The sequence below is a fragment of the Bartonella sp. AP88XZML genome (assembly GCF_042195565.1).
Classification (GTDB): Bacteria; Pseudomonadota; Alphaproteobacteria; order Rhizobiales; family Rhizobiaceae; genus Bartonella.
In genome coordinates this window covers 32,800-48,885 of record NZ_JBHIOQ010000018.1, presented here as the reverse complement: position 1 = coordinate 48,885, position 16,086 = coordinate 32,800, and the positions used below count along the sequence as shown (strand labels likewise).

Annotated in this window: 14 protein-coding genes and 1 pseudogene; 1 reads left to right on the top strand and 14 read right to left on the bottom strand. The window is 38.3% G+C overall.

All coding sequences use genetic code 11. The annotated features are described in order from the left end of the window. Positions 1–481 precede the first annotated feature (481 nt). From traG to ACFIK2_RS01460, 13 genes are all read right to left on the bottom strand, one after another. A complete protein-coding gene (traG, locus tag ACFIK2_RS01520) occupies positions 482–2,398 on the bottom strand; it encodes a Ti-type conjugative transfer system protein TraG (protein WP_375634755.1) in 1,917 nt (638 codons plus the stop codon). 155 nt (positions 2,399–2,553) lie between these two features. Continuing rightward, positions 2,554–4,188 carry a BID domain-containing T4SS effector gene (locus ACFIK2_RS01515; protein WP_375634368.1) on the bottom strand — a complete coding sequence of 545 codons (1,635 nt, stop codon included), beginning with the start codon at positions 4,186–4,188 and terminating at the stop codon, positions 2,554–2,556. A 10-nt stretch (positions 4,189–4,198) separates the two neighbouring features. After that, positions 4,199–4,414, bottom strand: coding sequence for an antitoxin VbhA family protein (locus ACFIK2_RS01510; protein WP_375610603.1), 216 nt, complete (start codon positions 4,412–4,414; stop codon positions 4,199–4,201). Between the two features lie 65 nt (positions 4,415–4,479). Further along, positions 4,480–5,550 (bottom strand): P-type DNA transfer ATPase VirB11, encoded by a 1,071-nt coding sequence (gene virB11, locus ACFIK2_RS01505; protein ID WP_375676826.1) that lies wholly within the window; start codon positions 5,548–5,550, stop codon positions 4,480–4,482. Continuing rightward, positions 5,547–6,707: a type IV secretion system protein VirB10 gene (gene virB10 / locus ACFIK2_RS01500; protein ID WP_375676825.1), complete on the bottom strand. Its 1,161-nt coding sequence runs from the start codon at positions 6,705–6,707 to the stop codon at positions 5,547–5,549. Before virB10 ends, virB11 begins: the two co-directional genes overlap by 4 nt. Next, complete coding sequence (gene virB9 / locus ACFIK2_RS01495; RefSeq protein ID WP_375676824.1) at positions 6,700–7,566, bottom strand: P-type conjugative transfer protein VirB9; 867 nt, start codon at positions 7,564–7,566, stop codon at positions 6,700–6,702. Before virB9 ends, virB10 begins: the two co-directional genes overlap by 8 nt. Further along, on the bottom strand, positions 7,563–8,267 hold the full coding sequence (locus ACFIK2_RS01490; RefSeq protein ID WP_375618279.1) for a virB8 family protein: 705 nt from the start codon (positions 8,265–8,267) through the stop codon (positions 7,563–7,565). The genes virB9 and ACFIK2_RS01490 overlap by 4 nt, the downstream gene beginning before the upstream one ends. Then, on the bottom strand, positions 8,221–8,523 hold the full coding sequence (locus ACFIK2_RS01485) for a type IV secretion system protein VirB7 (RefSeq protein WP_375634364.1): 303 nt from the start codon (positions 8,521–8,523) through the stop codon (positions 8,221–8,223). The genes ACFIK2_RS01490 and ACFIK2_RS01485 overlap by 47 nt, the downstream gene beginning before the upstream one ends. A gap of 210 nt (positions 8,524–8,733) precedes the next feature. Continuing rightward, positions 8,734–9,720: a type IV secretion system protein gene (locus ACFIK2_RS01480; protein WP_375610597.1), complete on the bottom strand. Its 987-nt coding sequence runs from the start codon at positions 9,718–9,720 to the stop codon at positions 8,734–8,736. Continuing rightward, a complete protein-coding gene (locus ACFIK2_RS01475; protein ID WP_375634362.1) occupies positions 9,707–10,192 on the bottom strand; it encodes a type IV secretion system protein VirB5 in 486 nt (161 codons plus the stop codon). Before ACFIK2_RS01475 ends, ACFIK2_RS01480 begins: the two co-directional genes overlap by 14 nt. Beyond that, on the bottom strand, positions 10,189–12,543 hold the full coding sequence (locus ACFIK2_RS01470; protein WP_375634398.1) for a VirB4 family type IV secretion/conjugal transfer ATPase: 2,355 nt from the start codon (positions 12,541–12,543) through the stop codon (positions 10,189–10,191). The genes ACFIK2_RS01475 and ACFIK2_RS01470 overlap by 4 nt, the downstream gene beginning before the upstream one ends. 22 nt (positions 12,544–12,565) lie before the next feature. After that, a complete protein-coding gene (locus ACFIK2_RS01465) occupies positions 12,566–12,874 on the bottom strand; it encodes a type IV secretion system protein VirB3 (RefSeq protein ID WP_212112790.1) in 309 nt (102 codons plus the stop codon). After that, entirely contained in the window at positions 12,875–13,195 is a 321-nt protein-coding gene (locus tag ACFIK2_RS01460) for a TrbC/VirB2 family protein (RefSeq protein WP_375634396.1), read from the bottom strand. Between the two features lie 398 nt (positions 13,196–13,593). On the opposite strand from ACFIK2_RS01460, the gene ACFIK2_RS01455 reads away from it, so the two are divergent. Beyond that, positions 13,594–14,319 carry a hypothetical protein gene (locus ACFIK2_RS01455; protein ID WP_375676823.1) on the top strand — a complete coding sequence of 242 codons (726 nt, stop codon included), beginning with the start codon at positions 13,594–13,596 and terminating at the stop codon, positions 14,317–14,319. 1,489 nt (positions 14,320–15,808) lie between these two features. Here ACFIK2_RS01455 and ACFIK2_RS01450 read toward each other — a convergent pair. Next, positions 15,809–15,996, bottom strand: a pseudogene (locus ACFIK2_RS01450) (integrase); the annotation flags it as partial. Positions 15,997–16,086: the final 90 nt, after the last annotated feature.

Below are 16,086 nucleotides of genomic sequence, written 5' to 3'. Positions count from 1 at the left end.
AGTGTGTTAAACTTTTTGTTTGAAAATCCCCCACGCATATTGTTTTGAGATGTTGAGACTTGGGTGAGGAAAAAATCCCTCAAATTCGTAGGTGTTTTTGAGTGTATCAATCTTTATCTTGGCATTTTTTTCTTTTACTGAGAGAGAATGGTTCATTTGGGTTGTTTTCATGCATATTGTCTTTTAATTTTTTTGTAGAAAAATTTCCCTATAAAAGCGGTGCCTTCAAAAGTTTCCTGATAGGATTCTCAAGGCATAGATATGATTGGTATTTATTATTTGGAGATGAGGAGAGTGCTTTATAAAGAAAATTGGCATTGGTAAGCACAGGCATAATACCATCATTTAAAGACTTTTCCCCATATTTTTCTTGTTGTATCAAGCGGGAATTCCTTCTTTATAGGCTTTTATGAGATAGAATCTCTGCTTTTATCCTTTGTTGTTTTTGTTTTGATGCATTGCCTCCATTAGAGGGTGTTTTTTAGTTTTTCTTTTGTGGAGCAAAGCGGTTTTTTGCAGCTGCGGCTAACATTTCTTTTCTTCTAAAATAGATCGCTCGACCACAACGTAAAGGGGGTTGTCCTTGCATCAGAATAATTTGTTCATCTTGACGCATTTCTTGAATAACTTCGTGGGGTAAAATCAGGGCTCTTTGTTGGTAATTGACGTTGTATGAACTCTTTCCTAAAGATAAACCTCTTGATTTGTTTGTTCCGGTTACTTCAACGGTCATTTGGCCACAGCGTTCTGAAATGTCTTTGGCAGTTTGGAGATCTTTAATGGCAGCATAGCTGACAAAGGAACAACTTTCAAACCATGAACGTGCTCCTGCTTCTCCAAAGTGGTTGACCAACTGGCCAGAGGATTGATAGAAGAGCATCAAGGATGTACCGTATTTACGTCCACGGTCGCGGGCTTCTTCTAAAATATTCATATAGCCTAAAAGATCAACTTCATCTAAGACAAATAAAACACGCTTTTTATAGTTACCGTCTGCTGTAACCATGGCATTGAGAAAGGCGCCAATAATCACACGTCCAATAGCTGGATAACTGTTTAAAATGCTTGCGGGGAGATTGAGAAAAACATCTGTATTGCCATTGGTAATATCTGAGGAAAAAAAATCATCTCCGCAGACAAGATCTGCATAATTGGATAAAGAAAGCCATTGGGTGTCTTTTGAGGCGGTGGTATAAACCCCTGAAAAGGTTTGCTCTGCCATTTCTGTAAAAATACCAACCATTTCACGAATAAAAGGAGAAGGTGTTGTTTCTTGAATCATGCGTAATTGATTAACAACAGCTGTTTCTGATTGAGAGAGAATACCACGCAATGTTTTTAAATTGCGCTCGCTGTCTTCATATTCATCAGAAAATACAACATGAGCAAGAAGAGCCGTTAATAGATTATGGGCTTGTGTTGAGAAATATTCCGCTGAAGAATTATCTGATTTTTTATCTGTAAGAAGCAACTTTGAAAAGCTTACAATATTTGCTTCGCGTTGTGTGCGTGGTACGCTGTCATCTAAAAGCCAATCGATGACATTAAAGTTTTTTGTTAACAATGAGTTGGGATCGAGAACAATGACATTTCTATTTCCCATTTTTTGACGCGCAAATTTGACCATTGGGGCAACTTCTGTTGAAGGATCAAGACAAATAATAGACCCTGGATAGGTTAAACACGTGGGAACTACTGTACTTGTTGTTTTATAGCCACCAGAACCAGCAAAAAAGATCATATGAGTTGAACCAAAATCAAGATTAAAGGTTAGCAAAGGGGCTGTTCCACCCTTTCCCCATGTTGTTTTATTGCCAGGTGCAAAGGGAATGTTGCACACATTATCTTGATCGACACGGTATCTTTCACCCACAACAATTTGCCCATTGGCAGGAAAGATTTTTGCTGCTTCTCTTAAATTCATCCAAGCGGCCTCACCAAAAATACCTTTTTTTGCACGCTTGACCTTACTTTTAGGGGGAAGGGTTGTTACGAATTGAATGATGGAAAAAAAAACACCAATGATGATGCCAAAAACAACCATGGGGTCCATGAATTGAAGAGCATAGCCCCATGTTATTCCTTGTTGGCCAACATAGGGACTTAAACGTTTTATTTCACCACCAATATAGTAAAGAGCGGTTGTTCCAAAAAAGACAACGGAGACAAAAGTGATCATTTTACGCAGGTGTAGTTTTTGCGAGAGACTATACAACAATGAAACAGCAGCCGTTAGTGCTAAGACTAATAAAGGCTCAGAACGAAGAGTCCAATAAATTTGATCGCTTTTTAGTCCATTTGTTATAAACAATAAAAAATGAGGGACAAGGAATATCGTTAAAGCACCTAAAGCGATCGGTGTTAAAATGAGTACCATTTGTGTTTTGGTATATTTCATTGTATTTTACTTTCAATTCTGTCAGAATATGTTGCGAAATGCTCTTTTCTAGGTGTGTGATATGAACTCTCATCTCTTTTTGCAAAGGTGCAGATAACGCCAAACAGTTTTCGCTTATGAGCCTTTCTCATTAAGGAGGAAGGTTTTGTCTATTCTTAGCAGGCCATAGCGAATGCTTTGGAACGGTGCATTGTGCATACTTGTGCTTGCTGGTGTACTTCTTTGGTTTGCTTAATAATTTGTGTAATTTGTTTGGCTTTATTTTCTGATACACCAATGCTTTGAGCCAATGTTTCATAATCATTATTTTGAACTGCTTTATGTTCATTTGGTGAGAGACGGGTGTTGATCTTTTTTACAAAGTTGCTGAGCTCTTTTTGACATAAAGGATTTTTTGCTAAAGCTTCTTGTTGTAATTCTTTTGGCAAGGCGAAGAGGTTTTGCAAGCTTTGACTTGGCATTTCTACCATTTTTGCAAGGCGACTTTGTTCTGTTGCATGTTCTTGCGTAATTTCCTTTTCAGCATGTCTCACTGCATGGGCAAAATTTACAACGGCAGTACAGAGCATCTCAAGATGATTTTTAGCGTTTGCACGTGCCTGATTTTGTAGTCCACATAAACTGAAACCGGCAAGATGAGAAATAGAGTGCGGTGCTCTTTCAATCTGGTTGGCGAGCGGTTGGCCTAAGTTTGGATTTTTGATGATTTCTTCCATCTGTTTGTCTAATGTTTTTGTACTACCATAAACAATTTTTGACAATTGCTGGACCTGTTTTAGGCTTGCGTGGACACAAGAATCTTCTGCAACCATTTGGGCCGTTTCATTTTCTGTCAAAGGGGCTAATCTTTCTTCTGGAATGAGAATGCTTTCAAGCGCTTTTGTTTTGGGAACGGTAAAAGTAAATCTATCACCGGGTTTTAATGTTTTGAGTTGTTCTGGTGTGAGTTGTTCTTTATTGCCGATGATGTAAGCGCCTTTCACATTGAAAGCAAAGCTATCATAACCAGCACCCCTATAGGTGCCCGTGTAAGTTTCACCTTCTTTTGCAACCATAACAGGACGATCATTAACATTGCGCCCAAGTTCTTTCATGTTGCTCATGAATTCCTTTAAAAGAAGTATTTTATTGGGATTAGAGATATCTTCAAACAGATGTTGCATTGGTTCTAGATCACCATTTTCTGCTACAGCAACACTGGCGAGCATCATGCGTTCTTTTGTAACAAGTGAAAAGTCAAGCTGATGCCCTGCTGCTTGAGCAAGCTTTTCAAAAAAGACCCGTTGTGTACGTCCATTGCCTTCTCTAAAAGGATGAAGTTGGTTAAGGGCGTTAAATAAGCTTATTGCTTCAGCGTTAAATTTCTCACGCGTTAAGCCTTGCAAATTATCTTTTTCGGCAAGCGTTTGATCTAATTTTTGTAAACCGTCTTGGATTTCATCGCCGAGTGCAAAAGGATTTTCCCATCCTGTTCTTTTCATTTCGGGCATGGCGGCTATGGTGCCATCTTCAAATGTAAAGGGGAGATGGCGCATATATCCAGCCCATTCAAAGGTATTTTTAAATAAGTGGTGATGAATAGAGCATAGATAGGAGCTATCAAACTTTTCTGGTAAGGGGGCTTCACGCAAATTAACCATTGCTTCTGCTGTATCATGTGAGCATTTCTCCAGAAAGGATTTTAAGTCTTTTATTCCATATTTATTTTTGAGTGTTGTGGTGTTTGGGTAAACATAATGATGGGGAGAAACTATCTGTATATTTTTTGTCTTTGCTTTTGCTTTTGGCATCGTAGCTTCCTTATAATTTTACGTTGTCCATAAGAGTGTTAAATTCCTCGAGTGAAATATTTCCCTTTGCGTATTCTTCTAAAATTTTGAGTGTTGTAGGATGAAGCGCTATTCCCTCTATCGCATGGGTGCTGATGGCTGCTTCAACGGCTTCACGGCGTTTTTTTAATTCTTCTTCTGTCATCGATAAAAGATTTTCTCTATTTTCTGTTTCGTTGGTTTTCATGCATTTTTTCTCTTATTTGCAATTGTTGCTTTAAAAGAGCCTTTGGCAGCCGGTGTGATCTTCTTTTAGTCACCTCCAAAGATGTTTCGTTGTTTGAAGGGATCGTAATAAATTTCTGTGACCTTAAATTTTCCTTCAATCCGTTTGCATTGGATGATGATATCAATCATTGAAATCAACAGTCCTCGAATATCATCACGCTCTAAATCACCACCGCCTTCACTTTCTTTGACCAAAAGGGTCATCTGCTCAAAGGCTGCAAGTGCTGTTGATGCGTGAACCGTCGTAATGGAACCTGGATGGCCTGAATTGACATTGCGGATATAATAAAAGGCTGTACCATCTCGAAGTTCTTGCAAAAGAATACGATCAGGACGCATCCGTAAAGATGATTCAAGTAACTCTTTGGGGCCAACGGAGGCTAAGCCTTGTCCATCTTTTGAATAGAACATTGAGACATGGTTAGGGTGTGGTATCACCAATTCTTGCGTGTCTTCAATGGTGATAATACGCTCTTCTTGAGGGATTTTGGCGATTAATGCTTTTGATAATGTTGTTTTACCCGAACCGGTTTTTCCCGCAATTAAAATATTTTTCTGGCATTCTACAGCTTGATTTAAAAAAGAGACAAAGTCTTTATTACAGTAGGCATTGGCTAAATTATGCTCGATGATTTTGAGTTCGTTAAAACGAGAATGATAGTCATTCAAGGATGTGAAAGAGACCTGTTCACATAACGAGAAGAGGCCTTTCTTGGCGAGCTCTTCGAGAGAAAAACTCTGCGATGACGGTTTGCGAATTGTCATACTAATCGTGTCTTTTTCGACAGCGGGTGGAATGACAATTTGAATACGCTCATTGCCTGGTAGCGTTGCAGATAATATTGGGTTTTTATCCGATATGTTTTGCTTGGAATAGGATGCTACAACTTTCGCAATCCCCATAAGCTCATTAAAAGAGAGCCCCGGTGCTTCTATTGTTTTCCATCCATCAAATCCTTCAGTCATGACTTGATAGGGACGATTGATAACAATTTCAAAGAGTCTCTCATCTTTCAAAAAAGCACTGATGGGTTCAAGTTTTGTGAGAACAATCGCAACGGTTTCATCGCTCATGGTATGTAAGTTTGAGTTCATTCTAAAGTTACCGCCGAATTTTTGTAAAAGTTTCTTGAAACAGCTCGATTGAGAATCTGTTTTTTGTTTTCGATGACTTTCAATTTATAAACGCTGGAAAAATCTAAATCGCGGGCGACAAAGATATTCACCATTTCCCCTTGGTTTTTGGATAATGTTGGAGGAATATTGGCGTAATTTTCTACGAGAATGTTTGCGATGTTTTGTCCTGAAGAAATTGTTTCAGTTTCTTCTTTTTCCTGTTTTTTTGATAAACGTTTATTGGCATAGTGTGTTGCATCTTTTATTAGTGAGACAAGAAGCGCAGACCCAATCCTCTCGAGCCAATGGTTATCAATATCTCCATCCATACCAGAACGCCCTAAAGCATCCGTTGCCGGTGAAGCTAAGGATATAATGATACCATTAGGGGTTTTTGCTCTATTCCATAGTACAAAGAGACGTGTTTGGCCTTTTTTCAATCCGGCGCGATATTCACCAACAATTTGGGTGCCTTTATCAAGAAGCACAACACGACCATTGTCTGATAAGATATCTCTGGAGATGATACAACTGGCAAAACCTTGTTGATCACTGTTGATGGCTGTTTCTAAAATACAAGGAATAGAAGTTCCCATCGCGATGATGTAGTTTCGATTGCCAAGGGTTGAAGCACGAATACCTTCAAGCACTGTGGGTTTGAGAAGATGATTAAAACGTTGTGTCGTTTCATCAGGTTTACTTTCAAGTTGGTGAGGCAAAGCACCATTATTTGTTTGTGAATCTATTTTGCCTTGTTGTGTACTTGCATAAGCTAATACAGGAGCACGTTGTGCTGCCTCCAGCAGTGAGTCATCAGAATTTAATTGATTGATGTTTGGTGTTGGTAGCTCGACTTTTGGTAATAGAGCGTTATTTCGTTGAGGCTGTTCAAAGGGGGGAGGGGTAGGCTTTGCAGGATGAAAAAGCTCTGTTTGTTTTATAACTTTTCCTTCTTTTGAAGATTCAATTGGTTGCTTTTTGTCTGTAACAAGTGTTGAATAGGCTAAATAAAGACAGACACTGAAAAGAATAATAAGAGCAATAGCTTTCCCCACATTGTTCTGTTGACTTTTCCCTTGAGCATTTTTTATTGTATCGCGATCATTAATGCTTTTTTCATCCACGGTGTTATTCATGGCTGCTTCCTAGGTTCACTTTACGTTGTACAGATGGTGATGTCGTACCTGTTTCAGGATTAATTCCTTTTGGTACGAACCTTTTGTTAAAGATGCACAATACTTCATTCCCACGTCGTAGCGTGAATTGTGCAGCTGTTGCATGAACAATAACCTTGTTGCCTTTAATCGATTTGGGAATAAGCGCTTCTTGCCCATCAGGCGATACAATGTAAATGGCAGGGATTTCAATGTTGCCTAAAAAGGTAAAGGTTGTTGTTTTCCCATTATCATAGACAGAAGCAGGTTCAATAAGGGATGAGCCTTGAGCTTCATAAGCCCAATTGCGTGGTCCAAAATCTTCATGGATATTTAAAATATCATTGACAAAGTTTTCTTCACGTTGTTTTTCTCTTTCTGCTTCGGCTAATTTCTTACGTAAGGCTTCATCTTCTGGATAACGAAACTTTACTAAGAAATACGTCTCATTGCCGGCTGAAACATCGCCTTCACGGACTTGTAGCTCGAATTGATAAGAGCGTTGTGTTCCATCTTGGCGGCTTGTGACAATTTGTAAATTTGTCACAGGCTGGACTTCACGTGGTTTGAGAAAAACAAAGTGTCCAGCCGGTGCAACTTGCCAAGCAACCGAATTTCCAATTCCTACATAGGTTACTTCTTCATCAACGGCAAATTCTAGTTGAACCGAAGAGCGAATGGAGCCAATGATTTGTACGACGTTGTAGGGGTCATAATTGACAAATCTGATGCGGTTATCTTTACGTGCACTGACAGGCGCTGTTTCTGCAAGTGAGAGAACTGTGTGAAAGCTGACAGTGATCGTAAAAATTAAAAAGATTGTTTGTAAAAGTCTGATCATTTTATCACCTCTGGATCAGATCTATATTCCGATACTTGAAAACCAAGAGGGTTGATAAGACGATCAGACGTTGAAATGTGTGCGTTCACGTAGGAAAAATTTAAGATTGAAATCCAATGGGAAATATTTTCTTTTTCATTCAAGTCTCTGATCGTTTTATAGTAACGAACTTGGATAAGATCTTTGCTTATAAAAGAAATTGATTTGATTGTGACCGTAGCAATCATGTTATGATAAATATTTTGCGGACTTTCTGGATTATTGCCCGCGTACCATTTTGCAAAACGGTTTTGTTCTTTTGGAGAAGATAAAAGAGAGATTAAGCGAAAATTGTTTTCTGCTTCTGATGCTTGAAAACCTTCACGAGCGCGAACGTATTGGCTGGCAAAATAACGCGTTATCGCTTCATCATAGTCGTTAGGGGATTCTTTTAGGGCGCTTACAGTATCAATAATGCCTGTTGAGTTATCAACGCGGATAACAAAAGGTTCTACCGTTTTCAAAGGCGTCAAAGCTGCGACAGCTAAAGCCAGCGCAATTGTCATCAATCCAAAAAGCACTGTTAAAGCCATGGAGATTTTCATCCGCACGCGCATGCTATGCATGCGATCAATGTCAAATGAGCGCGCTTCTTTTATATATTCTTCAAGGGCATCACTTTTCACGCATAACCTCCACAGTTTTATCAGATCGTGCTTCATGAATAACCGGCTTTAATAAAGCTGAATTGGCTGTTATTTTTTCACTTTCCAAAGTATTGAGAATGATGGGAGTGGTAACAGGCTTTACGCTCTTTTCTGGGTAGACAATGTTTTTATTGTCCCAATTCCACTTATCTTTATTTAAAGCACGTGTATGTTTGCCATTACAGCGTGGTGGTTTTTTAGGGACACTCAAAGAGGCACAACCAGTAAGAGCGATTGTTAGGACCATAACAAAAGTTATTTTTCGTTTCATTTTTTGAACTCACAAATATCTTGGAATACAATGCATGAGAGCCTTTGTTCTGAACATTTTTACAAGTTTATGTGATGCAAGATTTTGATTGGTTTTGTTGTTAGACCCAAGATGTTAGATCTTATTTGGAACAGGATCATGGCGTGTGCGCCAAAGGGCGCACACAAGGCAAAAACAAAAATGCTTATTCTTTTAAAGAGGTGATTTATCTTAAAATCGACCACGACCGCCTCCAGATTTACCTGCTTTTGCTGCTGCCCCTGCCGCACTTCTAACAGCGTTACCGGCAGCTCCTGAGATTTGTGAAGTGGCACTTTTTACTGCATTGCCACTCGCTCTTGCACCATTGGAAAGCATTGTAAAAATCTGTCCTCCTGAAGAGACACCAGCGTTAAAGTATGGTCCGCCAGAGGCCAGCGCTGTTGCAATACCAGGAAGCGCACGGAAGATAATAACTCCTATGATCGAAATGACGATGACAGGGGGAAAAAGAACGTAAATTGATTCATATGAAACTTTGAGAACCTGTAGGATAACTTGACATATAATGGTTCCAAGCATGATTACGAGAACTTGTAAAATGGTAAAATTGATCAAAGTTGTAATCCATGCATCGGAGTATTTTCGCGTTGCATTGAACAAATACAAACTAATAAATAGAGGACCAAGACCTATAATCATGACGAGTGCAACTTGTGCAAACATTTGCACAATAAAACCACCTATACAAAAAAGAATAACCGCGAGAAGCATGATAGAACCAAGAAGACCTACAATGATCTTTTCAAAAAACCAAGCATTGTATAAGACTTCTTGATAACGCGAACTTGCCTTTAACAAAATATAATCAAAAACATTGGAGCTTGCAGGATTACTGTTAAGCGCATTCCCAATAGCATTGGATAAATCATTGAAGAAAATATCCTTGACATAAGTATTAAATGTATCCGCATTCGTTGCCATTGTTGTAACAACAACGATTTTAACAACATTATTGAGAAGACTATGCATGGAAAGCGCAACGCGACCTGTCATAACATTATAGCCATAAAGAAAGATAAAAATGATTGCGGCGAGATTTAAGGGCGCTGAAATAGCAGAAGACAGCCCACTCACCGTTGTGTCCATCACATTATCGAGGGGTTTTAAAATATACCCAGAAACGCTTTCAAAGGGAGAAAAACTAAAGTCTGACATTTGTACTCGTACTTTCAAGTTTTTCTTTTAATTTCTTTTCTTTTTCTTTTAATTGTGCCTCAAGATATTTATGCTTTTGTTGTTCCTTTTCTTCACGTAGCTCATCTTTTGTTTTCGTATCTCTTGCTTGAATCATATCAAGAGACTGAAGTTTTAAAGAACTTACTTGAAGACCTGCTTGAAGAAGAGAAAGTTTTACTTGAATCTCTTGTCGAAGGGCTTGCAATTCTTCTGGTTTTGTTTCTGGTTTTGATTTAATATTTTCAAGTTCTTGACTTATGTCTTTAATTTTTTTTGCAGTATCAGTTGCACTTTTATAAATGCTTTCAGCTGTTTCAGATTTTGCAGTATTTAATTTTTGTGTGTTCTCGAGTGCTTGTTTATAATATTCATCTACATCGGGTGTTGTTTGCGCTATTGCATGAGAAATAAAAGAAAAAGATAACAGTGTAACTAAGCCATATTTTTTCATTGATTTTTTCTCCTTTGATAAAATATGGGCAGCCATTTGTCAGGGGCAGCTCCATATTCGTTGATAATTTCATTCATGAGTTCAATGTTTTTTGTTGTGCCGCTTAAAACGGCGATCTCATCATTCATTCCACGTAAGTTAAGTTCTGCAACGACGGAACTTTGTCCTTGTTTGATGAGAAAACGACGGGATTCTCTGCTTAACTCTGATTGGATCAGTTCAAATTCACGCTCAGTAAGTTTGAAAGCTTCGACATAATCATTGTAATTTGCTTTTTGATTTGGAAAAAATATTTGGGTGGGGCATTGCTCAATGATTGTGTGCGCGATTGTTGAGTTCAAAGCATCTTTAGGACTTTGTGTTGCAAAGAGCATCATGCCATTTTGTTTACGAATTGTTTTTAGCCGATCTTGCGCAAAAGCTTTAAATGAATCATCTTCTAAAGCTTTCCAGAATTCATCAACGACGATAATGATGCGCCGCCCATCAATCAAATCAAGAATGCGGTGAAAGAGATACATCATTAAGGGGCGTCGAATTTCTTCATTATCTAAGAAATCGGTCATGTCATAGCCAATGAACTGCGCATTTAAATTGAGATCATCTTGGTCATTATCAAAAACCCATCCTAAATCATTGCCTCTAATCCAGCGTTGCAGCCGTATGGCAATCCCTTCTTTGGATGTGTTGTCAAAAAACAGTTGAAGGGCACCAAGAGAGCGCTGGGTTGGGGGTAAGTTTTCTAAGGAATCGATGGCTTTGGCGATATCTTGTCGCTCTTCTTCCGTTACGATTTGCCCTTCAGCGGTTACCAGCTTTAAGATCCAATTACGAAGAAATATTTTATTTTTTTCGGTGTATTCCATGCCCTTTAAGGGAGCAATACCCGTGGGTTGCCCATTTTTTAAAGGTTTGTATTTCCCTCCTCCAGCCCGTACAAAAATCTCTGCTCCTTGATCTTTATCAAAAAAAACCATTGTTGGATTGTGTTTTTGTAATTGTGCAAGAAGAAAATTAACAATCACTGTTTTACCAGATCCTGATGGACCACAAACAAATGTGTTTCCAAGATCGCCATAATGAAAATTAAAATAGTAAGGTGAACCAGCCTGTGTTTTTAGCAATGCGACAGCAGCTCCCCAAACATTATCGTTCAGTTTGCCAACAGGGAAAGAATGGAAGGGCGATAAAGCGGCAAAATTTCTGCTGGTAATGGCGCCTGAACGCGCACGATAGCTAAAGTTTCCAGGAAGTTGTGCCCACCATGCTGCTTCCAATCCTAAATCTTCTCTGGCAATCACGGCTCCTCCATTGGTTAAATGGGAACGTGCTTTTGATAAGTTTTCAGACAATATTTTAGGATGATCAGCAAAAACAGCTAAAGAAATGTGGTGTTCTCCCAAAACAAAACGGTTTGATTCTAAATCATCTAGCGCTTCATCCAGTGCATCGATTTGTGAGCTAGCACGGTCAGCTGCATTGATCATTTGATTTTGTTTGCGGCTCATAATCGCACTGGCGGCTGCCTTACTTTTAAAAACAAAGGATTGTGTTAAGATGAATTCAAATGGCACCGTAAGCAGACCATCAGTCATACCTGGGCGTGTTTTAGAAGGATACTCTTTCCATCCAAACATGCCCACAAAGCGTTCATTGCTTTCATGGCGAATTTCGATAATTTCTTTCCCAAAAATAACACGATCCGAGTAAATTGTTGAAGCAATAGTTCCAAATGTGAGAGGAATACGCTCACGTCTTCCCCCCACTAGCTGGTGGAGAAATTCACTTTGTTCGGCAAATAAAAGTCCTTCATGTTCATAGATTGATAGTAGACGGACTTCATACTCTTCCAAACCTTGCATAAGATCTTGACTTAACTCTTCGAGTTTACGAATAGCTTCCTCATCGGGCTCAGATTGTGTTTTCTTGGCTTTGCTCAAGCGCTGAAAAAATGAAACCAGCTTTTCTGTTTTATCCGCGGCCGGATTCCAAAGCAGTGAAATAAATAGATCATTTCTATACAGTTCTTGCGAAACCATTTTCTTTTTATATTTTTCATCTAATGTTGTTGCAAAAGATGAAAGAAAATGACCTTCTGGGTATATCGTTTCACGGCGGCGGATGATGTGAGAATATAAAGCAAGCCGTTCGTCTGCGATATTTTTAAAAAGGGTGTTTAATTGGTTGTGTAAAGAATTTAATTGATCAATATCCGCAGTGTCAAAATTTATACCCTCAACAGCCATCACAACCATTAAACAGCGTGAATTTAAAGCAACGACATGTTGGTTGATGTAGCGTATATAGGGAATATATTCTTCAGGCAAAGTTTCCCGTTTCATTATTGACATCTGTTTCACCAGTTTCGTTCCTTCAGCTTAGTTCCTTATAAGTGCGGATAAGGCGTAAAGGGGAGGTTGAACCTCCTCCCCATCTGTTGAGGTTTTTTTGTTTTCCTCGGGTATTGAGCCATGCAAATAATACGCGAAATTGGTTGTGATCGTACTTTGTCACTTCTCGCAAAATAAAGTGCATCCCAATCCCAAGACCAAACATGGTAAAATCACTGGTTAAAATGAAAAGAATGGATGTTGCCATGACATTAAGCGCCATCGCTTCCATTGTAACACCAGCAAACATGGCCGGGCGCGTACAGGCAAGGAAAAGAGTATCTTCGTTCATTTATGTTGTGCCCGCTAATTTAGTGACGAGAGCAGGGGCACCAAAAACAATAGCAATCCCCAGAACACAGTAAGCTGCTTTGCGTAAATCAATAAAGCCGTACATCCAGCCAATCCCCACAGCAGCAACACATATAATTGCAATGAGCCTTGCCGTTGGACCCGTCATCATTGTGACAATGTTGCCTAAAACACCATCAAGATTTCCCAGACCACCTCCACCAGTAGTAGAAGCAGCATAAGAAAGATCAGATACAAAAACTGCCGTAAAAAGCAGCATGGTCACGATAAAAATGATGTTTTGGAATCTATTATCTGTCATTTTACCTCTCTTTAACAAATAATATTTGTTCATATGTCGACATTCCATTGCCTCTAACAAACTAAAGAGTGCTGTCATTTGATGACAGTTTAATTCTTCTCGTTTGTTTGCTTTAAAAGCCTTGATCGTGGATCTGTTCACTCTCAAGCTCTTCTTCGTAAAGAGACAGAAGTCTTTTCAAATTGAGATTGTGTTACATGAAAATGGCAATTTTAAGTTGTGTATATTGGTAAAAATAACAATATTAAAATAATGAAAGAAAGAATATCATTCTTTACAAAATGTAGTTAATCTGCAACACTTATATTTGGATTTTTTCTTTAAAAACAAGGGGATTGCTGATCAATAATCTGACATGATAGGAAAAAAACGAATTTTTTGAGCGAGCGTGTTAAGAGATGCTATTTAAATTGATTGTTATTATTTACATTATGGGGGCGACAGTGTGGGGATTAAGCCAATATAAAGATAAAATGGATTTCAGCATTCTTAAAACATTTGAGACGCAAGATATCCAAGATATTGTCGATCTCTATCGAGAAGAAAAAAAGTTGGGTAGATCTATCACCAAACAGCAATTAGAAAAAAATGAACCAGCTCTCGATTTGCAGAAGAGTGTTTCATTAAATGATGTTGCAAATAATGCTGTTGTTTTTCATGGTAAGGCTTCTGTTACAAGTGGGGTTACATTTAAATTACTGACGCCTGCTGCACAATCTTGGCGCTCACATATCTCCCGTGATATTCATCTTTATGGTGTGGACACATGTGCACCCCGTCAAAAAGCAAGATTAAATGATCAAGAATGGCCCTGTGGTGCGGTTACAACGGCTTGGCTTGTCACCAAAACACTTGGGCAGGATTTATCCTGTAAACAGGCTTTGATGCACAATGGTGTTTATTATGCGCAATGTTTTGTTCAAGGGGTTGATTTAGCTGAGGCAGGTCTTACAGAAGGTATGTTGGTACTCTCAAAAGAGGGGAAAAATCCTATTCCAGCCCAGTATCATCATGCGGAAGAAAAAGCACGTGGCAACAAGATTGGTCTTTGGTCGAGTGATTTCACTGAACCTTTAAAATGGCAGCGAGATAATGGATCCTATAATCCCTTTGCTAGTCCATGATTGGTTTTAATGAACATATTTACTTAAATTTTTATAGAGAAAACTTTATCAATAAAATTGTACCAAATCGTAGAGCAAATTTGAATAAACGGTGAGATTATTTTCGTTTATGAAGTAAATGGATGGTACTTCCCTTTTCAAGGGAGGGTTGCTTTCAAAATCGCTTCTCTATTTTTACTTATGTGTTTTATAAAAGCGGGAAAATGTCATTGTTGGTGGCAAAGCATTTTTGAGTATTTGTGTTTGAAGGAGAAAGTGAGGCGATAAAAAACGCTCAAGAAACGGATTTCTAGAGCGGTGTTGATAAAAGTAAAAAATGAACAGCCCCAAAAATGGTGTAACGTTTAATATAATGGATAGAATCTTTCACAATGCCTTAAAAGAATTCATAGCAAAAGTTTTTTCATCAGAATTTTGTCTTCAGGATTGGATCACGTTTTTTACTTCTTTAAAAGTGATCAATCTGTTGCCTTCCTTGAAAAGCTTTCATAATTATCTGCTTTTAAATTCAGACTTCCAAATGATGGATGGATTTCAAATAGACTCTACACGAAGAAATCTTCGTAAAAATGATTTGCATTGCTGATTGTTTTCTATATATCACAAAACGTTTCTATTTAGGCCTTCGATGGGGAACAATAATCAACATATAAATAGGTAAAAAGAGCTCATACTTTTTTGTTATGGCTTTGTGGTTTAATGATCGTGAGACTTAAGTCTTATAATGCTCATAGGCTTTCTATAGGGCTAGGGGCGATGCCTATTGCAATGTAACTATTTGAAATCAGTTGAACAAAAGCATTAATGCGCCTTCTGATTTCATCATTTGTATTCAGTTTGGGCTCTTTCCCTTCTTATTGTATTTTATGACAAACTCATACGATGGCTATTGTGAGCTCTTCTTGCGTTACTTTACTCAGAGTGTTCACTTTGAAAGCAAGCAAGTGGATAGTGAGGTTGTATTCTCATACAGTGTGAAAATTCAACCCTCATTTGGGGGGATAATATTAACAGATAAGGTATTTAAAGAGGGATAAAATGAAAAAAAATTATTTTATTATGCATGGCTCTATTATTCGTCTTGGGGTGTGAAAAAAAACTATAGCGTAGAAGATTGAAAAAAAGATGCAAAATTAAGAGAAGAATGGGGAACGAAGTGTTTTCTTTCAGGACAATTTGTTAAGGAATCTAAAAATTGTCAAAATGTCTTACAAGCAGATACTGAAATGTTTTTCTCGCCAAAGCTTGATGCTCTAGACCGTGGTCATGTATTTTAATAAATATATATTACTCAACAGTAAAGTGTGATATAAAAATTCTAAAATAAAGAAGTTACGGCTCAACGAATGCTCGCTTCTTCAATTGTTATAGCGGAATTTTTTATCATTTTTCATCTTTTAGATGAGCTCCCCAAATCATATTCGCAATCCTATTGTTTGTTTCAACTTTATCAGATTGAGGATTATAATCATGAGAGAATTGGATAGCATTGTCTTATAGAAATATCTCTCAAGGTATCCAAGCCTATTTTGCGACGCTGTTCGTAAAGGGTATAAGGGTAAATCCATTGAGCCCCCCATCTTTACGCTTATGAAGAAGCAAGCCGGCGCCATCATTATATTTGCCAGCCCCCAATGTTGCGACAGATCTTGCATTAAGACGGTTCATAAGAGCCATTTTTTAATCCTTTCTTATACAAATTTGATCCACACATTCATCCCGCTTTTGACGTGCAAGGGAATGATTTTGATTGATCCAAGATAAGCA